The 18,499-nt window shown below is 38.4% G+C and carries 22 protein-coding genes and 2 pseudogenes; 11 read left to right on the plus strand and 13 right to left on the minus strand.

The features are described 5' to 3' along the window. Window positions 1–89: 89 nt before the first annotated feature. From F7734_RS00880 to F7734_RS00900, 5 genes are all read left to right on the plus strand, one after another. A complete protein-coding gene (locus tag F7734_RS00880) occupies window positions 90–914 on the plus strand; it encodes an SDR family oxidoreductase (protein WP_155742944.1) in 825 nt (274 codons plus the stop codon). Beyond that, window positions 911–1,822: an alpha/beta hydrolase gene (locus tag F7734_RS00885; protein WP_155742945.1), complete on the plus strand. Its 912-nt coding sequence runs from the start codon at window positions 911–913 to the stop codon at window positions 1,820–1,822. The genes F7734_RS00880 and F7734_RS00885 overlap by 4 nt, the downstream gene beginning before the upstream one ends. Before the next feature lie 221 nt (window positions 1,823–2,043). Beyond that, a complete protein-coding gene (locus F7734_RS00890) occupies window positions 2,044–2,832 on the plus strand; it encodes a hypothetical protein (protein ID WP_155742946.1) in 789 nt (262 codons plus the stop codon). A gap of 330 nt (window positions 2,833–3,162) precedes the next feature. Continuing rightward, entirely contained in the window at window positions 3,163–3,627 is a 465-nt protein-coding gene (locus F7734_RS00895; protein ID WP_155742947.1) for a CYTH domain-containing protein, read from the plus strand. Window positions 3,628–4,035: 408 nt separating this feature from the next. Beyond that, the gene (locus tag F7734_RS00900; protein ID WP_155742948.1) at window positions 4,036–5,247 is read left to right on the plus strand and encodes a PAS domain S-box protein; all 1,212 of its coding nucleotides are present in this window, start codon (window positions 4,036–4,038) and stop codon (window positions 5,245–5,247) included. Here the strand turns inward: F7734_RS00900 and F7734_RS00905 are convergent. Then, on the minus strand, window positions 5,234–6,214 hold the full coding sequence (locus F7734_RS00905; protein ID WP_155742949.1) for a Rieske (2Fe-2S) protein: 981 nt from the start codon (window positions 6,212–6,214) through the stop codon (window positions 5,234–5,236). The genes F7734_RS00900 and F7734_RS00905 overlap by 14 nt on opposite strands. 279 nt (window positions 6,215–6,493) lie before the next feature. Between F7734_RS00905 and F7734_RS00910 the strand changes: the two are divergent. The 5 genes and pseudogenes from F7734_RS00910 to F7734_RS00925 form a co-directional block, all read left to right on the plus strand. Beyond that, window positions 6,494–7,063: pseudogene (locus tag F7734_RS00910) on the plus strand (TetR/AcrR family transcriptional regulator); the annotation flags it as partial. 81 nt (window positions 7,064–7,144) lie between these two features. Beyond that, a pseudogene (locus F7734_RS62945) lies at window positions 7,145–7,240 on the plus strand (IS1 family transposase); the annotation flags it as partial. Window positions 7,241–7,370: 130 nt separating this feature from the next. Further along, window positions 7,371–7,580: a hypothetical protein gene (locus F7734_RS00915; protein ID WP_155742951.1), complete on the plus strand. Its 210-nt coding sequence runs from the start codon at window positions 7,371–7,373 to the stop codon at window positions 7,578–7,580. After that, entirely contained in the window at window positions 7,567–7,797 is a 231-nt protein-coding gene (locus tag F7734_RS00920; protein WP_207713965.1) for a hypothetical protein, read from the plus strand. Before F7734_RS00915 ends, F7734_RS00920 begins: the two co-directional genes overlap by 14 nt. A gap of 273 nt (window positions 7,798–8,070) precedes the next feature. Beyond that, complete coding sequence (locus tag F7734_RS00925) at window positions 8,071–8,469, plus strand: nuclear transport factor 2 family protein (protein WP_155742953.1); 399 nt, start codon at window positions 8,071–8,073, stop codon at window positions 8,467–8,469. A 3-nt stretch (window positions 8,470–8,472) separates the two neighbouring features. Here the strand turns inward: F7734_RS00925 and F7734_RS00930 are convergent, their stop codons facing one another. From F7734_RS00930 to F7734_RS00975, 9 genes are all read right to left on the minus strand, one after another. Further along, window positions 8,473–8,946 (minus strand): VOC family protein, encoded by a 474-nt coding sequence (locus F7734_RS00930; protein ID WP_155742954.1) that lies wholly within the window; start codon window positions 8,944–8,946, stop codon window positions 8,473–8,475. Window positions 8,947–9,515: 569 nt separating this feature from the next. Next, a complete protein-coding gene (locus F7734_RS00935; RefSeq protein WP_207713966.1) occupies window positions 9,516–10,640 on the minus strand; it encodes a response regulator in 1,125 nt (374 codons plus the stop codon). 518 nt (window positions 10,641–11,158) lie between these two features. Continuing rightward, window positions 11,159–11,434, minus strand: a complete 276-nt coding sequence (locus F7734_RS00940; protein WP_243146601.1) for a response regulator — start codon at window positions 11,432–11,434, stop codon at window positions 11,159–11,161. A 221-nt stretch (window positions 11,435–11,655) separates the two neighbouring features. Further along, window positions 11,656–11,856, minus strand: coding sequence for a hypothetical protein (locus F7734_RS00945; RefSeq protein ID WP_155742955.1), 201 nt, complete (start codon window positions 11,854–11,856; stop codon window positions 11,656–11,658). Window positions 11,857–12,397: 541 nt separating this feature from the next. After that, window positions 12,398–12,547 carry a hypothetical protein gene (locus F7734_RS00955; protein WP_155742956.1) on the minus strand — a complete coding sequence of 50 codons (150 nt, stop codon included), beginning with the start codon at window positions 12,545–12,547 and terminating at the stop codon, window positions 12,398–12,400. Between the two features lie 598 nt (window positions 12,548–13,145). Further along, entirely contained in the window at window positions 13,146–13,328 is a 183-nt protein-coding gene (locus F7734_RS00960) for a hypothetical protein (protein WP_155742957.1), read from the minus strand. A 591-nt stretch (window positions 13,329–13,919) separates the two neighbouring features. Then, window positions 13,920–14,234: a hypothetical protein gene (locus F7734_RS00965; protein ID WP_155742958.1), complete on the minus strand. Its 315-nt coding sequence runs from the start codon at window positions 14,232–14,234 to the stop codon at window positions 13,920–13,922. A 72-nt stretch (window positions 14,235–14,306) separates the two neighbouring features. Further along, complete coding sequence (locus F7734_RS00970) at window positions 14,307–14,561, minus strand: hypothetical protein (protein ID WP_155742959.1); 255 nt, start codon at window positions 14,559–14,561, stop codon at window positions 14,307–14,309. Between the two features lie 59 nt (window positions 14,562–14,620). Continuing rightward, the gene (locus tag F7734_RS00975) at window positions 14,621–14,800 is read right to left on the minus strand and encodes a hypothetical protein (protein WP_155742960.1); all 180 of its coding nucleotides are present in this window, start codon (window positions 14,798–14,800) and stop codon (window positions 14,621–14,623) included. 97 nt (window positions 14,801–14,897) lie between these two features. Between F7734_RS00975 and F7734_RS00980 the strand changes: the two genes are divergently transcribed. Then, on the plus strand, window positions 14,898–15,035 hold the full coding sequence (locus tag F7734_RS00980; protein WP_155742961.1) for a hypothetical protein: 138 nt from the start codon (window positions 14,898–14,900) through the stop codon (window positions 15,033–15,035). Window positions 15,036–15,733: 698 nt separating this feature from the next. Here the strand turns inward: F7734_RS00980 and F7734_RS00985 are convergent. From F7734_RS00985 to crcB, 3 genes are all read right to left on the minus strand, one after another. Beyond that, window positions 15,734–16,072, minus strand: coding sequence for an AAA family ATPase (locus tag F7734_RS00985; RefSeq protein ID WP_155742962.1), 339 nt, complete (start codon window positions 16,070–16,072; stop codon window positions 15,734–15,736). A gap of 446 nt (window positions 16,073–16,518) precedes the next feature. After that, on the minus strand, window positions 16,519–16,671 hold the full coding sequence (locus tag F7734_RS60480; protein ID WP_166481656.1) for a hypothetical protein: 153 nt from the start codon (window positions 16,669–16,671) through the stop codon (window positions 16,519–16,521). 1,127 nt (window positions 16,672–17,798) lie between these two features. After that, window positions 17,799–18,209, minus strand: a complete 411-nt coding sequence (gene crcB / locus F7734_RS00990; RefSeq protein ID WP_155742963.1) for a fluoride efflux transporter CrcB — start codon at window positions 18,207–18,209, stop codon at window positions 17,799–17,801. Window positions 18,210–18,499: the final 290 nt, after the last annotated feature.

Here is an 18,499-nt window from a genome sequence, read left to right on the forward strand (position 1 = left end):
TTGTGAGTTCGTAGTTGCGCTGAGAGCGTATGCACCACAATTACAAATGTAGTCTTAGAGTCGCTCCGAACATGATATTATAAATAACTATGAACATTACTATTATTGGATGCGGATACGTAGGTTATGCGGTAGCTCAACACTGGCAGAAAATGCCATTTACAATTACTGCTACCACAACTACCCCCGAACGTGTCCCCTTATTACAAGCGGTAGCCCAAAGAGTTGCGATTGTCAAAGGTAGCGATCGCGAAGCTTTAAAATCAATCTTACAAAATCAAGATGTTATACTTTTGAGCGTTGGTGCCAAGGGCGCTGATAACTACGAGGAAGCTTACTTGCACACCGCTCAAACTTTAATCGATGTCATAAAACAGACACCAACGGTACGACATCTCATTTATACAGGAAGTTATTCTGTATACGGAGATAGAAATGGGGATTGGGTAGATGAAGAGTCATCAGTTGAACCTGCCAACAAAAACGGGGAAATTCTGAGGGATACCGAACAAATTTTACTATCAGCCTCAGATGAAAATCTCCGTGTCTGTATTTTACGGTTGGGAGGAATTTACGGTCCAGGTCGAGAGTTAATCGAACTGTTGGATCGATTTGCTGGTACAACCAGACCAGGTAATGGAGAGGATGTTACAAACTGGATTCACTTGGGTGATATTGTTGGTGCAATAGACTTTGCCCGCGAGCATCAACTCCAAGGTATTTATAACTTAGTCGATGATGCACATCTTATAAGTTGGGAATTATACGATCGCCTCTATGAAGCACACAATCTACCAAAAGTCACATGGGATTCTTCCCAACAGAGCAAGCGTCCTTACAATGCCACGGTTTCTAATAAGAAAATAAAAGAAGCGGGATACAAGCTTATTCACCCCGATATGATTTTTAAATGATTACTCAAGATCGAGCAACATCTTCCACCCAGTTTTACACTTGGAAAAACTATCGCGCTTGCTACGAAGCCCTCAAGCCCAACTTTTCCGCACCTGAAGGCACTCCCCTGTTACTGATTCACCCCATTGGGGTTGGCTTGTCACGAAAATTTTGGCGGCGGTTTCAGAGTGAATGGTACAAACAAGGACACCTTAATTCCATTTACAATCCCGATTTATTGGGATGCGGCGAAAGCGATATGCCTCACGTCGCTTACACTCCCAATGATTGGGCAAAACAGTTGCAACACTTCTTGCGAACAGTTGTACAAAAACCTGTCATCTTAGTCGTGCAAGGTGCTTTATTTCCAGTTGCCATCGAATTAGCCCAACAAGAACCCAATTTGATTAGCGGCTTAGTGCTAGCGAGTCCTCCCGCTATGCCCTTACTAACGAAAGACACACCTCAGTGGCAGCAGAAAACAATCTGGAACCTTCTAGATTCATCTTTAGGCAACGCTTTTTACCGCTACGCCCGACGGGAAAAGTTTTTAAGTTCCTTCTCAACTCGTCAACTGTTTAAATCAAGCGAGGCTGTAGACACTGAATGGATAAACACCTTACAAGAGGGTGCAAAAAATCCTGAGAGCCGTCATGCCGTTTTTGCGTTTTTAGCTGGCTTTTGGCGTCAGGACTATAGCAGCGCCATATCTTCTATAAAACAACCAACATTAGTTGTTTTAGGTGAGGATATTTCAAGCATTGCCAAAGAAGGTAAAGGATTAAACCCAGATGAATGGTTAGCTGATTATCTTGCTCGGTTGCCCAAAGGTCGGGGAGTAAAGATTCCCGGTCGCAATGTTTTACCCTATGAATCTACTCCTGAATTTGTTAGAGCAGTAGCACCATTTATTGGCGACCTATCTTAATTTTAGAGTGGGTAGTGCTAGAACGCCAATTAGACATCTCCTTCAAAAGAATGTAGAGACTAAGCATGGCTAGTCTCTACAAGGATTTCTTGGTATCTCGTTGGCGTAGAAACGCGCTCTCATGAAAGTCTTACTTAAGTGACAAATTAAAAAAACGTAACAGCACACTTGTAGCACTTTTGCGGCACACTGATGTCAGAAGACAAAATAAGATTGAAAAGATGGCAACCGAAAACTCTCGCATTGTTACGAATTTACCGCCAGAACTTGGTGAGCGGTTAAAACAATTTTGTGATGAAAAGCAAATAAAAACCAGTGAAGCTATCAAACAAATTCTCAGTGAATTTTTTGATAAACCACCGAGTTCCTCTACCAGTACTCAGGATTGGGAACCGCGAATAGCGGTTATCGAGAAAAGATTATCTTTATTAGATGAGTTGACACAAAGAATATCTGCCGTAGAAAGTTCTTTTGCCGGATTCCAGGAACGAATGAATGTTCCTCTGAGTGTTCCAGCACAAGATATTCCACCAGTGTTGGTAGAAAGTGTGCCAGAATCTCTTCCAGAACCAAGCAAAATATCTGAGGATACTCCTAAAGCTCAATCTCAGAAGAAAAGCAAAAACGGGTCTGTTTCAAAAACCAGCACAACATCTAAGGCGACTCCTCAAACCCAATCTCGGAAGAAAAGCAAAGACGAGTCGCCTCTAGAAACTAGCACAACATCTGAAGATACTTCTAAAGTCCAATCTCAGAAGAAAAGTAAAGATGAGGCGGCTCTAGAAACCAGCAAAATATCTGAGGACACTCTGGTAGAATCGCCCAAAGAATCTACCGCCAGCCGAACATGCACTGTCAATGAGTTGGCTAAAAGATTGAGTGTCACAAAGACGACAATTTCGCGCAACAAAGACCGGGAGAATTTTCGCTCTTGGTCTCAGGGACACGATCCTGAGGGAGTGGCTTGGGAATTTCACCCTGAGGAGATGCTTTTTTATTCACTAAAATAATAAAAAACTCTCAATTGAAAATTAACGAATTCCGGGAACCGTGTTTTTGAGAATGTCCGATGACGAATCTGTAATATCAGAAACTGTCCCGGTATACTTTTGGTCATTTGTCATTTGTTATTTGTTATTTGTCGTTGAGAGGATGTTTGAAAAGTGATGATTCATGTATCAAATATTTTTTACCCCACGCTAACCCTCCCCGATGGATTGGTTCGGGAACTGGAAATTCAATTTCCCCCCTTTATAAGGGGGGATTAAGGGGGGTAATAATGCAGTAAAAATCACAGCCAACCACTTTTCAAACATCCTCTGAAGAAAAGATTACCTAAAATGGCACGAGAAATAGAACGTAAATTTTTAGTCAAAGGAAATAGTTGGCGCAACCTAGGAGAGGGAAGCGTGTACCGTCAGGGATACATTGCCACGCAAAAAGGAGCCACTGTACGTGTTCGCATAGTAGGAGATCGGGGTTATTTAACGATTAAAGGGCCTACTGTCAATTATTCAAGAGCAGAATTTGAGTATTCCATTCCGCTTGAAGATGCTCGAGAAATGCTGGACACGTTATGTGAGCGACCTTTGATAGAAAAAATCAGATATAGAGTGGAGTGGGGAGGTTTGATTTGGGAAATTGATGAGTTTGATGGTGTTAATAAAGGACTGATATTAGCAGAAGTTGAACTGAGTAATGAAAAACAACAGATTGAATTACCAATCTGGATTGGTGAGGAAGTTTCAGATAATCCTAGATATTTTAATAGCAATTTAGTAAAAGAGCCTTTTTTACAATGGTGAGATTATCTGCTGAACAAGCTAAAGAAAATACAAAAACCCCTGCTACGTAGGGTAAGAAGGCAGGGGCAATAAGGATATCAATGTGTATTCAACTTCTTATTTTCTTGGAAAGGTACATAAATGTTTACTATCTATGGATAGGTTAAATGTAAAGCTTGCTTGTGATGGTCGATACAATTGAGAATTTTGAGCATATATATATATGGTGTTATGACAAATGGGGAAATTCCTGTCTAAAATATAGAAAAGATGTTTTGGTAACTTGACTTAAATTTTAATAGTTTATGTTAAGGGTGGATAATTATTAATAATTTCATTGAATGTTTTTTTGAAGAAAACATCCTTTTTTTTTGTTTTACGATGTTTAAATAATTAAAGAGTGAGAATTTGAAGATTAGGAATTTGAAGATGGATATACATAAGATAGAAATAGACACATTTGCTCAACGCGCAGAGGGAATGTATCAGCGATTAGCAAGTCTGTACAACAATTCTCCCGATATCATAAATTTGCCATCAGATAGGTTGCCTCAAACCTTTATGGAACTTGGTCATGCCTCAGAAATCGTGAAAATAGCGACTGAGGAACTGTACCAGCAAAATGAGGAAATTGCACAATTGCGTGACTTAGCAGAAACAGAAAGCCAAAGATATCGAGAATTGTTTGAGTTGGCTCCAGATGCTTATTTAGTGACAGATAATCTTGGCATCATTCAAGAAGCCAACCGTGCGGCTGCCCATATGCTGAATTTGTCACAGCATTATTTAGTAGGAAAACCAATCGCCAATTATGTTGCTCTAGAAGATCGTCATCGCTTTCGCAGCTTGCTTAAGCAGCTTGAGGAGTGCGGCGATAAAGCGATGGAGTTAGTCCTTGGCTTTTTAAAACGCAATGGGGATGTGTTTGATGCAGCTATAACAGTAGCTGTGGCTTGCAATCGACAGGGTCAACCAACACAAGCTCGCTGGCTGATACGTGATATTAGCGAACAGCAAGCTTTTCTACGCGATCGCCAATGCAAGCCAGCAGAGTTAGCCTCCGTTAACCATGACTGTAACCATGTGGAAAATCGTCTTTTGCACAAATATTGCAAAGGAGAAACAATTCCTCTCAACCCAAGTGCAATTTGGTATGTGTCTCAGGGTATGGTGAAGTTGAGTACCCTTTGTGAAACGGGAGAGGAAGTATTGATTGGGTTAGCAGGAGAAGGCATGGTTTTTGGTTCGAGTCTAACCTCGCTACACATTTATCAAGCAACAGCTATGTCAGATACAGAGTTGTCATCAATTTCTCTGGCAGAAATTGCAACTTCCCAAACTCTGAGCCATACCTTATTACCAAAAATCAATCGCAGGTTAAAGCAAACAGAAGCTTTTTTAGCTGTTGTTGGTAGGCGAAGGGTTGAAGACCGTATTAACTACCTATTGCAGCTGCTTAAACAAGAAATTGGGCAAAAAGTGGCTCAAGGGATTCGCTTTAGTGTTCGCCTTACTCATGAAGAGCTTGCGAGTGCGTGCTGTACCACTAGAGTTACAATTACACGGTTAATGGGAAAATTACAAAAACAAGGAAAAATTAGTTTTGACTCAAAAAACCACATTATTATCAAAGATTTGTAACAGATGTCATTTCCCAATCTCGGTAGAGCTTTTCGGCGTGGAACATAATATCTTCATTCGGAAGTCTGATTTTAGCTTTTTCTCTAGGATACAAGTTCTCAATGGCTGTTGTATCTTGTTCAACTACAGTAGCTACAGCTTTAAGAATTGAATTTTTTAATAACAAATCCAAACCAGGTAACTTCATTTTCGTGTAAACAAGAACAAAAGTTTTAGTACTATTTTCTGTTTCAGGATAGAGGACATGAGTTTGTAAAAGTTTAACAACAACAGGGGTCTGGGTTTGAAAGGCTGTAAGAGCGGGGAAAGCGTATTCTAAAGTACCTTTGTACATTTTAGGTGCGAGCATTAACACTGGATTGCTTAAAATTTCGCCAAGTGTATTATCGTCTCTATAAAGTTCTTGAATAACCCTTGCCCAATACCCATCATGTTCAAAGCTAGCAATAGGATTGGCTTTGATTTTAAATAACTCACGATGAGTTCCATTTTGGTGGTTATAGTCATAATTAATTAACAGGTTGTCTAAAAAACTACCTTTGATACTTTTAATTCCAGCGACTCCTACAAAATTCAGCCCTGTTTTCAATTTGGAAATTAAATCGGGGACTGGAATTTTTGGTTTGAAACCGCCATATGTCCAGATACAATCATCGACAACAATGAGTTCTAAAGGTTTGGAGATCGCTTGACCATCTGTTTTTCCTTCTCGGTACAATCTGCCTTCTCCATCAAATTCTAGTGCGTGAAAAGGACAGGCAATGGTGTTTCTATCTTTGCAAATCCATCCATCTGACAAAGGAGCCTGCATATGAGGACAGACATTATCAAGAGCAAAGATTTCTCCTTTCTGGTTTTGCCATAAAACATAATCATGACCGTTAAGCGTAATTTTTACAGGTTTGTTCGCCGCCAACATAGATTTGTGAGCAATTAACCAAGGAGCACCTGGTAAGATAGGGTTCATATTTTTCTCCGTTAGATGAAATACAGCTGGCAACAGGGTTGATATCATGTTCGACCCCACCCGCCTGACGGCACCCTCCCCTTGGTAAGGGGAGGGTTGGGGAGGGGTACTTTTATTACAAGTGTTCAGCCGAACATGATATGAGTTCTTCGCATCAGCCCTCTGTTTTCTGTAAAATTGTGACAAATAATTTGTGTTCTTATTTCTAAATCATGACAGATTATTCATATTTGTCAAGATAATTTTCTTATGAGTGACTTGCAAGTAAATTCTCCTTCTATGCGCCGTCAACCCAAGCAAAAGCGAAGTCAGCAACGTGTTGAACGCATCCTAGATGCAGCAGCTGAAGTTTTTGATGAGGTTGGTTTTGAGGCAGCAACAACTCATGCGATCGCAACTCGTGCTGACACAGCGATCGGTTCTCTATACCAATTTTTTCCAGATAAAATGACCATTTTCCATGCTCTGGAATTACGTCACAGGGAGAGAGTGTATGCTATATGGGCTAAGTTCAACAAGCCTGAAATTATTCAACAGCCTTTTGAAGGATTTATCTCAGATCTGGCTGCAATCTACAGGGAACTTCTTCAAGACCAAACCTGCAGGATTGTATTTGTGCAATACTTTAAGTCTCCAGCAATCTTTCAAAATATCGATGAAAGCTTTACTCAAGAAGCGATTGACTTCTTGGCAAAACTACTGAATGAGCGCAATCCAGCATTAATTTCAGAACAGTGCCAGCTACTAGCTGAAGTTTGCGTTCATGCGTGCAACACTTTGGCAGTTGTGGCACTCCGCAGTGATGAACCCCATCGGCAGCAGATTTTCGATCAAATCCAAGCATTGGTATTTGGGTACCTACGCCCTTATATAGGGGATGAAATAGGGAATGAAGTGCCTCCAAAAAAGGTAATGAAAGTAATGAAAGCAATGAAATGTCCCCATTGTGATTCCAGTGCCGTGTCTAAAAACGGTCACCGTCATGGCAAGCAGCGTTATATCTGTAAAGAGTGTGGCAAGCAATTTCCGGAAAGCTACTCCCGGTGAATGAAAGTAATGATAATTAGTTAAAGGCGAAAGAATCTTACTTAAGATACTGGCAACGTCTTATCTCTATGTATCAGAGTAATCAAGCTACTTCGTTAAGGTTGAAACCATGTTTTCACCCTGGCAACTTCCTCTCCCGTTAGAAGAGTACGCAATGAGCCGTGTTGTTGTCTACTTTTACAATGGCAGATGGACACCAATTAAGTACTGTTTCTTGGAAAAGGCAATTGAACTTTATTACAAATCTCTGTTTTCAAGTCACGAAGTGATTTTATTTCCTCCGGATTTAGATCCTAATAGCTTTAGTGATACTGCTTGAACAAGGAGATAAAGTACTGGCTTTCGTTAACAGTATGGGTGGAACTCCCATGGACGAATTTGTAAGCGATCGCGTTCACATTCTACGAAAAGCAGGTGACATCCCTGAACATTTAGCAGCCGTGGAACGCCGAGGATTTGTTTGGTATAGAGTTGGCTTTCCAAAAAGTGGGGCACGTGGTTGGATTTGTGAAGATTTTATAGCAGTTTTCACTTGAATGAAGTATAGATTTATCCGCTACGGGCTGCATTCGTCTGCGTTCGTCTGCGGTTCCATAACTTTTTTTATGTATTGCACCCAATTGAAAACCGCTATATATCTCCTGAATACGCCAATTAAGAAAACACAAGATCTGATTCTCGGATCTGATTTTTTCAGACTTTCTTTAGACATCACAAAGCAAAACACTTTGGTTTCTTATAGCTTGACAGTTAAGTAAAAGCTTATCTATACTATAAATAATTAAGCAAATGCTTAATTATTTGCTCAAATGAGTAAACCTGTTGCCAGTGAGAAGTCATCAATGGAAAATACAACGATTGAAACCTTGGAAGAAAAATTGCAGCACGCCATGCTTACCAGTGATGTCGCTGTGCTGGATGAACTGATTGCCGACGATCTGGTTTGGACGATGCACACAGGTTTTGTAGGCAACAAGCAATACGATCTCGAAGCACACCGAACTGGAATCTTTCGGTTCACGAAGGTTGAGATTAGCGATCGCCAAATCCATCCTTACAGTCAGGATTGCATTGTCGTTACCTTGAAAGCAGAACTGGCTGGAACCCTCAACGGTCAAGCATTCTCAGAACCCTATCGCTTCACTCGTGTTTGGTTACAGCGCCATAACCGTTGGCAAATCATAGCAGGTCATGTGAGTCTTCTTTGAACTTTACGCCTGTTGTGACTGTTGCATTGCCTTCCATTCACCATAAGGGATTACCCCTGCTTCGGGACACGGCTGTTGTGGCAACATCGCCAGATATTCCAGCAAATGCCCATCAGGGTCGGTGAAATAGAGAGAAATTGCGGGCATCCATCCTATGACGACTGGCTCTTCAACAGGTTCGCCATAAAATCCTTTGGGAACAACGCCAACGGCTTTCAATGCAGATGGAGCGGCAAGAACTTGCTCAACCGTGCTTGTAAATGCCAAATGCAGGGACATTACGTTTGGAGCGTAGCCCACTTCCCATACACCTAGCATTGCCTGTCCGCGTCCTCCGATCCAGAAGAAGGCAACGCGAGGCTCATCTAGAAGATAAGCCAGCTCAAGCCCAACGGTGTCTCTGTAGAAGGCGACTGAAGTTGCTAAATTTCTCACCGTTAGATGCGTTTCAAATAGACCCTGAATCGAAACTCCCATAACCAAAACCTCCACTATTTATTTATTAGGGATCTCGGAAATCGTAGTAGGGGTTGAGCGAAGCGCGAAACCCAACAAATGCTGATAAATGTTGGGTTTCGTTCCTCAAACGCCACTTCACTCAACGGGGGGAACCCCCGCACTTTTTGTGGCTCCCCAACCTACCTTGAATTTGTGTTTTTAGCAAAACCTACGTAGTATTGAGGTACAGCCCCCTTTCATCCCCTCAAGGCATCGGGGGGACAGAGGGGGGTAATTTTTGTACCTCACCAAGTTGAAATTTGCTATAAGTTCGTCACTAATCTGTTTGCCAACGTTGGCGAAACAGTACTGGGACATGATGCCACTATCGATGTACTGGTAGCAAATATCCAGCAACTAACTGAAAATATCAACGCAGTCAACCAAAGAGTAGACGCACTCACTACCAATGTTGCTGAAGTAACCAACCGTGTAGATTCTTTAGCAGCCGAAGCAATCTACGCGACAGAAATGGCGGTAGCAGCCCACCTACAAGTTAGCGCCGTTCGCGAAGCGGCTGCCTTGCAGCATCGGCACTAACTTCCATCTTATGAAGATTTCGCATTAGATGCCAATGCGCGTCCAGTAATCGAACAGCCATCTCCAAACTTAACAATAGTAAAGTTATACAATTCTTGAATTTCACCATTTTTCCAGTAAATTCTTTTCTCGATGGTTGTTCCTGTCTGAACTACCCATACTAATGTATCAAACAATTCTGAGTTCAGCTGTTCGATCTGGTTCTTCACTCCTGACATACTTAAAAGCAGTTCTCGTTTTTCTCCAAATAATTTAGCAAAAACGGGATTAACCACTAAATAGAAAAAGTCATCAATTTCTCCATTAATCGGATTCCTCACTGCCTGTATAGCTGCAATTGCATCCGGTGAGTTGTTCAATAAATTAGCTAATAAGCTACGAGATTGATAGAGAATTTCTGCTGTCTTCTGATGTTGCTCAATTGCTTGTTTTAGTTCTGATTTTTGTTTTTGAATTGTTATTTGATTTTGAATGCGAGCGAGGACTTCTTCTGTATGAAAAGGTTTAGTAATATAATCAATTCCTCCAACTTGAAAGGCTTTTATTTTATCAATCAATTCATCAAGTGCGCTTAAGAAAATGACAGGTGTTTCTGAAACAACTTTATTCATTTTCAAGGCTTTGCAGACTTCATAACCATCAATATCTGGCATTTTAATATCTAGTAAAATAATATCTGGCGGGTTATTAGCAGCTGTTCTTAATGCCATATTACCATTGGTGACACTGCGGACTTTGTATCCTCGCTTCATCAAAAGTTCTGTTAAAAACCGCAAATTCTCTACCAAATCATCAACAATTAAAATACTCGGTTGCTCTGTTTTAGTTTGTTCAGTATCAATTTCTTCCATTTGGCTGGGAGGATAATTTTCTGTAAGATCTTGTTTTTCTAATAGATAGCGAAAATTACTTTTATTAACTTTCGTTTTCATGACATCTGAAATGCGCTTCCATAACAAATAAGCTAAATCTTTAATATGTCCTACGCTCAAGTACAAGCTGTCAGAAATATTATTGTAAGGCTGATTTTCCCAAGCAGCTTTTAAAATTTCCTTCTCTGGATCTGTTAATTGCTTTCCCGTCTGTTCTTTTAAGAGAGATTCTACTAATAATAAGGCTTTTTCAAAGTTCATAGTTAACTCATAGATGCTGAACAATTTTATTTTTATATAGGAATCATAAATGATTTATGAAAAATTTTAAGTGGGAAACCAACAAATGCTTGTAAAGTGGGTTCGTTCCTCAACCCAACCTACGTAATTTCATTGTTTACCTGTCTGACAAGTATTGATGCCCGTCATTTTAAAGTTAATCATGTTCGGCGATTCTGTCAAATTTAATAAATTTAGAAAAAATCAGTTAATTATCTAAAAATATTCCACCCTATCCAGAATTTTCTCAAAATCAAAGTATTTAACCCATTTTCTAAGTATTTGAATTGTGATGTGTGAATTTTCGGAATTTCATCAATCATTTGATGAACCAGTTCGGAATCAGCATCAAGAGAGGCTTATGTAATTGCACAATCCAATCTTTTGCATAGCTGTCAAAATTCGTTGAAATTCAACGGTTCGCAGGTAAATTAAGAACTTGATGAGGTAAGTTTTCTTTTTCATAGATGTAACGAACTTCTAAATGTTGAGCGATGATTTCAAAAATGACTTTTTCTTGAAATGGCTTGCGAAACAAAATTATCACAACCAGTTGACAAAATCACCGCTTTCTGTTCTTCTAAAACACTGGCAGTAATAGCAATTATCGCTGTAGCTTGACCTTTGGTCGTGCTTTTAATGTGTTTAGTTGCTTCATAACCATCCATAACTGGCATTCGCATATCCATCCAGATCAGATGGGTTCCCACGCTCCCAAATTTTAATTGCTTCTTGACCATTATTTGCTTCTCGCACTCAAAATCTAAGCGTCCCAAAATTTAAGTAGTAATGACGATTGTATTCATTACGTCAACGACTAACATTCGATATTTTGGTTGATTGGGAGCTAAACCAATAACGCGAATAGGTAGGGATTTGTTTTCAACTTCGGCACTATCAATAACTTTAGGTCTAATATCAAATATGAAGGTTGTGTAAAGAATAGATAAGAAGTTTTTTCGTTATGAAATTTCTCTGAGAAGCGATCGCAATTTTTCTAAATCTGGTGTAAAAGCTCTGCCGCACTGATTACAGTTATTTGACCTCCATTAATTAATGAACTGACGCTGATAGCTAATCCCAATCTGTTCCTTCTTGTACTTGTGGCTTGAAGAAGTTTGTCCAAAAGTTTGAATAATTTTCTAGTCGTGAGGAGCAATACCAACACTGTATCTGCAACTTCAAAGATGATTGACATTGAGACTGTAGATACTTGGCAGCAATATCTCTAGTGGATTATCAATTTTACTTTGAAAGATACAGTTCCTTTTGAGTAAATTTAATGGCATTATTCAACAAATTGATTAGGACTTGCCGCAACTTGAGTTGATCTGTAGAAATATATTGAGGAACATTTTCAGCACATTCAAAAAGTAACTTAACCCTTGCTTCTAAGCTTTGAAAGAAAATATATTTTCACATCGGCTAGTAAGTAGTAAAGGTGAAGTTACTTTCGTTAGTGTCATTCGTCCAGATTCAATTTTGAGAGATCCAGCACTTGGTTAATTAGATTCAACAGATGTTCCCCATTGGAATTAATAATACTAAGATTTTCTTGTTCTTCTGCCGATAAGTTGCTATTACTCCTCATTAAGTTAGAAAATCCTAAGATGACATTCAGAGGTGTTCGCAACTCGTGGCTCATGTTAGCAATAAAAGCCTTTTAGCATGGTTCGCTGCTTCAGATTCTTGTTAGCAATCTCTAATTCGGCAGTACGTTCTTAACTTTTTGTTCTAATTTATTGTAAATACGGCATTTCTATCGAAATAGCAGCTTGAGATGATAGTAACTTTAATATTCCACTCTGTTGGAATAAAGCTTTTACAGTTAGATTATTTTCTAAGATAGAGGATGCAATTAGTTTGGCTTGGTTTAGAATAGAATGCATAAAAATGATTTTGGTTGTTGTTGGATGATATACACATCATTTGCAAAATTCGTTTCAATGGTAGCATCGTCAAGTAATAGAATTTCTTGGGTGCGTGCAACATAGTTAATGATGCTGGCGGTATTTCTTTGGGGGTTGGTGTAGCCTTCCGCAGGGATTGCTACTGATGGCTGCAGATTGACTATAATTTTTTGTTTCTGCTTCCCTGGTTCTAAAAGAGCGATCGCCTCTAAAGTTAAATCACCCGCTCGTGCAAGAAAAGTGCGCCTTTAGAAGCTCCAGCATTTTCGATAGCTACTTGCATTAAAGTAGAAGCAAGCTTTCTAAATTGATTTCTTTTGACATAGCTTGAGAAGCTGTCATCACCCCGCTAAGTCTAAAGCTTCTGAAGCTTTTCTAGAGTTAGAAATAGCATTAGCCGTATTAATTTTATTAACTTTGCCATTGGCATCAGAGTTACCTTGTTTATCAAATTCAATGCGCTCTAGTAAATGAGGATAGCATTTTCTAAATCTTTTACTTTGGCTAAAGCACCCCAGTGAAAGTAAGTATAATAAGCTTCAGTCAGTAAACTTTGGCAATTTTTTCTTTTCCCATGCTAGATAAATTTAGCAGCTAGTTCGTTAGCAAGAGCTTCTTCATTTAAGAACTCATGTTCTTTGCTTCGGCAATAGTTTGTCATAATATTCATTGCTTGAACGTTTTCACCCAGAACTCGATGCTGTTCTGCCTTCACTAAATCAAATTTGTGCAAATATTCATAGGAGCATGATGTGCCCACGCTGCATTTTTTCCAGATTGGCTTCTACCTTTTCAGAAGATTTTTTTGTTCGTCTTTTGAACGATCGCAATATTTGCTAGCCTAACTAGAGAATCGTAGAAATAAAAAATTGAAACAACTATTGTAGATGTTTACACCAGCTAAAAGTTTTTCAGCATTTTCCGCATTTTCCAGAGCTTTAACGTAATTGTTAAACAAATAGTTTAACATAAGCTGACTGCGTATACTTGGCATGATGCAGTTTTGTGATTAATTTCGATTGGGCGATCGAGTATCAATTTTTTATTGTCATCTTGTCATTGACTTCCGTTAATTTGAGCACAGCATATTCATATATTTGCAACTTCTCTAAAGTTGCTTTTTGTTTCATCTGAGTGAGAACTTCACCATAGTTAGCATTTCACGCTGAACTTGTGACAGTTCCTTACCATAGAAATAAAGTGTTACAGTATAGTAAGCAGAAAGAGCAGCAAATTGTAAATCTCCAGTTTTCTAAACCATTAGTGTAAGCATTCAAAAATTTTTTAATGTCTCTTTGAGATGCTCTTTCCAATGTTTTATCCATGCATTAGTATAAAAAATAATTTTGTTTCAGTTCTTGATTTTTAACTTATCCAACAGATTTAAAGCAAGTTGACCAAATCGATAACCAGAATCAATTTCTCCCAATCTGCCACAGAGGATTAATCCATAATTAATATAGGCGATCGCAGACTCTAAAGAATTCCATATTGAATTGATAAATTGACTTGTTTGAATAAACAGCGATAATAGCTCAATATTGGTACTAAACAGAGAAGAAGTAATAATTGAAAATATTCGCATAGCAGATTGCTTTTCAATATCTGTCATTTCCGGTAAGTCAATTAATTCCTCAATCTTCTGAAGAGTTAAGTTTGCCCTCATTTTCTCAGCCTATACCGAACATCTAACTCGCTGGGTTGTCCGGAAGATTTATTCCCAAAAGTGCTAAAGCACTTAGGGAATTTTAATCGCTACTAGTGGTTTATTCTGACTTTGATAATTTTTAATCTTGATTTCATAGACTTTCATTTTATCTAACACTGTCTTAGCTTGTTGCAGCACTATCTCTACCAAATCAGATGTTTCTGCAAAATTACCAGTGAGATATGCAGCTTCTGCTGCTGACTCATACAATGCCAGTGTTAAGTCATATAAATGAAGCCAACTGTCTGCTGCTAAAAGTTTCTTGCCAAAATGGAAATATTTCAAAGCAGCAAGTATAAGCAGTAGAAGCTAAAGCTTTACGCCAGCGATTAAATTTAATTGAGCTAGTTCATCTCGCTCAGTTTGATTTTGAGTAATTCCCATCCATAATTTAACTGATTGACAATATCAAAAATTCTTTTTTCTCGTTCCTCTTGCGGAATATGAGTTAAAAGTAATTGCCCAATTTCTAAGTGAGTTAACTCTTTTGAGCTCGGGATTAGAAAATATGCAGCTTGTTGCACTGGTCATGTCCAAATTTATAATAAATTTGTTGTAAATTTTGACTCTTTAACTTTAAAATCTCATCGTCTTTTAAAAAGTAATTTTTGCTTTGAAGAAATGACTAAGCCTTCTTGTAATGCTCGGAGCAATGCAGTGGCTATTTCGTCTGGCGATCGCCTAGAAGCAATTGCTAAAGTATTCAAATCAAAGGAGTTACCAATGCAAGCTGCTATTTTAAAACATCCAAGGTATTGACAGGCAGTGTTTGCAACTGATTTGCCATAAACTCAACACATTATCGCTGGTATAAATCGCTTTAATTTCGTTAAGGTTTGTACTGCCAAACTCCCTTATTTTTTTACAAGTAAAGTAAATTAAAGCTTGTTCGTGAAGAGATTTGAGTAACTGAGTTGCAAAGTAAGATTCCCCTTGTTCTATCACATACAACGTCCGTTAAAGGATGCAATGTTTTTTTTGAATAGTTTACGTATCACTAATTAAACAATTCAGAGAGGATTATTGAGAGGAGTTAAGCTAATTTTTGTTACTCTAGCATTAACTTTTTTAGTTCATCCAAGGTTAGCATTAAAGGATGGTAGCAGAAACTTCGTTATCTCGGTATGCACCAATAAGTAAATAAATAACTTGTATAGTTTCACTCATTAACAATTCCATCAACTTTAGAGAAGCTGTATCTGCCACTGCAAGTCATCTAAAAAAATCACTAAGGGATGCTCTTTTGTCGCAAACACCTGAATAAATTTGTGAAATAGCAGATAGAAGCGATTTGTCCCACATTTCCTGCTGATTCTGATATATCAGGTGCTTACAATCAAAAGTTCTAATTCGGGAATTACATCAACCAGCACTTTTAGCTTGCGTACCCAAAGCTGTTAATATTTTTGCTTTCCATGTCTCGATTTGAATAAAGCTTTCAGCAAAATGTTGTCGCATTAAATTCTGTAATGCTTGTACCCAAGCCAAAAGGGAATATCGCGCTGAAATTGGTCAAATTTCCCTTTAATGAAATAACCCTTTGACGTACTATGCCTTGTGGACTTCATTAACGACTGCGTTTTTCCAATACCTGAAAATCCTGCCACTAACATCAATTCGATTTGAGATTTGGGATTTTGAATTGTGCTATATGCTGCTAAGGTAGAGCACTGATGAGTTGGTTCTATCTCCACGTTTTCTCTTGGTGACACTCGGTTAAAAGCAGCTAACAGTGTAGCTACTTCGGTTTCTCGCCGTAGAGTTTTTCTGGATAATAAAGCGGGAGCCAATATCATTTTGAGCAAGTTTAAAATGGTGTAATATTACCTTTCTCTACAAGTTGTTTTTCGACACTTTTCTAAATCTACCCGCAATCCTAAAGCAGTTGATAGCGTTCTTCAGGCGTTTTGCCATCAGTTTCAGGACAATATCATTTAACACCTTTCCTATCGCTGGATTAATTGATATTGGGAAATTGGTATCCTGGCAATGTGACAATGGACTAACTCCATTGCTTCGTACTTTCAAAGGTAGTTGTCCGGTTAGCAATTCGTAAAAGTAACACCTAAAGAGTAAAAACCAGTACGATAGTCAATTCCTAAATTCATACGTCCTGTTTGTTCTGGGGACATATAAGCAGCAGTCCCTCAAATACATTAGGGTTATAATTTCTGGGTTTTCTTTGGGTAAAAGAGAGGAATTACAAAAATCAATAATTTTTATCTCTTGACTTTCTGGTTTATTAAAATATTCTGCGGCTTAATATCTTATGAATAATGCCATTTTGGTGTAGGGCTTCTAGAATCCGAACAATCTGAATAGCAATATCTAGAAATTGATTTAAGTTTAAAGCGTTGGAAAAAGAAAAGTTTTCTCTCTCATTCTTAACACGCATATAATCAGATAGGAAATGCCTCCAAAATCTTCTAAAACTAATAAATAACTATTTCGTATTTTTCTAAACTTAGATGTTTAATTATTCCAGGTAATGTGAGATTTTTAGCAATATTGTACTGATGGCGAAATTGCATCAGTTGATTAGGGTAGGGTACTCCGAACAGAGTAGTTTAAGAATTACGCTTGTTCGTTGGACGCACATATAGCTCGATATACTTGGCTGCGGGAACCTGAGTAAAGCTGTTGAATAATTCGATAATTGGGATTGTGAGCATACGGTAGAGCTAAATATACGTATAAGTTGTTACTATAAAAATCTTCGTATTAGATACTCAATCTCATTTTCAAACCCGATTTTCCGACTTGATTTATATTAACAAACAATGTTTCCATATTTATATTGTTTGATAAAGGGCAAAAACATTATGAAAAAACCGAAAGCCTTAGTTCTTCAAGTTTCCTGCTTGTTGGCTCAACTAGCTTTGGAATTCTCCTTAATTTCATAGGAACTAAATCAATTGCTCAAGCCCTGGTTGTCACTTAGAGACATTTTTTTAATAAACCGACTTTTCCGACTTCGACTTCCGACTTTTCCGACTTGATTTTACATTCACAAAAGAGTTTAGATACTAATACAAGTTAACTATGCAATCATAGGCTGAAAAGCTGAGATTTTCGTAGGTAGGGCTAAAGCCCACCACGCCTTATTAAGAAGGTGCAAGATGTCAGCATTCCTAAACTTTGCTGGAATTTCAATGAAAGGGTAATTAATACTTTTTTTTAGGAAGAGATGATACGGCAATATTCTCTAGACGAACTCAATTTAGTTTATTCACATCTAATTAATCAAAATAAATGTTGTCTTGCTTGCAATTCACCAAATGTATTCTATGGGTATGAGTATTGCGAACACAAGCGCCTAACAAAATTCATCTGTTCTAAGTGTGGATGGAGTTTTACATTTCTACCATCGCCACCAAATGATAGACAATGAGACAACAGTTTGTTGCCCACCGACTTAGTCATGAATGTAAAAAAGTAATAAATAGTGGCTATTCAGTACTTGTTATGCTAAACTAACAACTACTGAATAGCCAAATAGTTTTTATTATGGCTTTCACATCTTTATAATAATTTTCTTGCTAAAAAGCTTCCGAGTTCTACACAAACAACACCCAACGCTGCGCTACCCATCCAGTAAAATAGCGCTATTCCGTAATTCCCTGTTTGTAGAAGCGCCATCGTATCCAGAGAGTAAGTTGAGAAAGTCGTGTATGAACCCAAAAAACCTACTGCAACCAGTAAGCGCAAATCAGGAGAAGTGATAGTTTTTTCCAAAGTCCAAGTCACGAAAAAACCCATAGCCAACGCTCCTGTGAGATTGATCCAAAAAGTAGCATAAGGGAAGCTATTTCCAAACCATCGAGCTGATAATACAGTAAGATAATAGCGACTCAATGCCCCCGGAATTGCTCCTAAACTAACTGCAATAGGCGCACGAATTTCTGGGTTTATAGAATATAAAAAATTTAACATTTGTATCAAAGCTAGCCAAAATAAAATTCAGCATATAGCAATCCTATCCGATCTAATTTGTGAAATTAAGTACTGTAGGTAGGGCTAGTTTCAATCCCTAATAGGGATTCATATAAATTGCAACGTGAGGACGGCAGGGGTTACTGGGGATTGGTTAAGGTTTCAATCCCTAATAGGGATTCGTATAAATTGCAACTCAACCCTTTTGTTAGCACTTCTGCCAGTTAAGCACCTACAAATAACCTGAAAAAATCTACTCATAACTGGTATATTCAGTAGCTTCTCAGTGC

The sequence above is a fragment of the Scytonema sp. UIC 10036 genome (assembly GCF_009725235.1).

Excerpts from the sequence above, each read along its gene's own strand:
- F7734_RS00880 (WP_155742944.1), top strand. The coding sequence starts at position 90 with ATGAACATTACTATTATTGGATGCGGATACGTAGGTTATGCGGTAGCT.
- F7734_RS00905 (WP_155742949.1), bottom strand. The coding sequence starts at position 6,214 with ATGAACCCTATCTTACCAGGTGCTCCTTGGTTAATTGCTCACAAATCT.
- F7734_RS00985 (WP_155742962.1), bottom strand. The coding sequence starts at position 16,072 with ATGATATTGGCTCCCGCTTTATTATCCAGAAAAACTCTACGGCGAGAA.
- F7734_RS60480 (WP_166481656.1), bottom strand. The coding sequence starts at position 16,671 with ATGCGTGTTAAGAATGAGAGAGAAAACTTTTCTTTTTCCAACGCTTTA.
- F7734_RS00980 (WP_155742961.1), top strand. The coding sequence starts at position 14,898 with ATGACTAAGCCTTCTTGTAATGCTCGGAGCAATGCAGTGGCTATTTCG.
- F7734_RS00935 (WP_207713966.1), bottom strand. The coding sequence starts at position 10,640 with ATGAACTTTGAAAAAGCCTTATTATTAGTAGAATCTCTCTTAAAAGAA.
- F7734_RS00925 (WP_155742953.1), top strand. The coding sequence starts at position 8,071 with ATGAGTAAACCTGTTGCCAGTGAGAAGTCATCAATGGAAAATACAACG.
- F7734_RS00890 (WP_155742946.1), top strand. The coding sequence starts at position 2,044 with ATGGCAACCGAAAACTCTCGCATTGTTACGAATTTACCGCCAGAACTT.
- F7734_RS00945 (WP_155742955.1), bottom strand. The coding sequence starts at position 11,856 with ATGTCAATCATCTTTGAAGTTGCAGATACAGTGTTGGTATTGCTCCTC.
- F7734_RS00915 (WP_155742951.1), top strand. The coding sequence starts at position 7,371 with ATGTTTTCACCCTGGCAACTTCCTCTCCCGTTAGAAGAGTACGCAATG.
- F7734_RS00955 (WP_155742956.1), bottom strand. The coding sequence starts at position 12,547 with ATGCATTCTATTCTAAACCAAGCCAAACTAATTGCATCCTCTATCTTA.
- F7734_RS00895 (WP_155742947.1), top strand. The coding sequence starts at position 3,163 with ATGGCACGAGAAATAGAACGTAAATTTTTAGTCAAAGGAAATAGTTGG.
- F7734_RS00885 (WP_155742945.1), top strand. The coding sequence starts at position 911 with ATGATTACTCAAGATCGAGCAACATCTTCCACCCAGTTTTACACTTGG.
- F7734_RS00900 (WP_155742948.1), top strand. The coding sequence starts at position 4,036 with ATGGATATACATAAGATAGAAATAGACACATTTGCTCAACGCGCAGAG.
- crcB (WP_155742963.1), bottom strand. The coding sequence starts at position 18,209 with ATGTTAAATTTTTTATATTCTATAAACCCAGAAATTCGTGCGCCTATT.
- F7734_RS00965 (WP_155742958.1), bottom strand. The coding sequence starts at position 14,234 with ATGAGGGCAAACTTAACTCTTCAGAAGATTGAGGAATTAATTGACTTA.
- F7734_RS00930 (WP_155742954.1), bottom strand. The coding sequence starts at position 8,946 with ATGGGAGTTTCGATTCAGGGTCTATTTGAAACGCATCTAACGGTGAGA.